1 protein-coding gene is annotated in these 305 nt (G+C 47.5%); it reads right to left on the reverse strand.

What is annotated here, in order from left to right; genetic code table 11:
* Positions 1 to 305: DUF1542 domain-containing protein (locus E4T71_RS09370; protein ID WP_135039018.1), on the reverse strand; the 305-nt coding region annotated here is incomplete at both ends.

Genomic DNA, 305 nt, shown 5'->3' on the forward strand with positions numbered 1-305 from the left:
GAGCCTTAGCTGCTGCTTTCTCTTCGTCTGTTAGATCAGAGCGAGCGTCAATTTCATCCTTCTTGGCTTGAGCGGCTTCATCGACGGCTTTCTTCGCTTCAGGCTTAGCAACTGCATCTGGGTTAATAGCTTTAACAGTGTCAACACCTGCAGTCTTAGCTTCTTCAACTCCTGCATTTGTTGTTGCTGCATCTACTGCAGCTTTGGCTTTTTCTGCTTCTGCATCAACTTGAGCCTTAGCTGCTGCTTTCTCTTCGTCTGTTAGATCAGAGCGAGCGTCAATTTCATCCTTCTTGGCTTGAGCG

The organism is Streptococcus sp. WM07, assembly GCF_004570525.1.
Taxonomy (GTDB): domain Bacteria; phylum Bacillota; class Bacilli; order Lactobacillales; family Streptococcaceae; genus Streptococcus.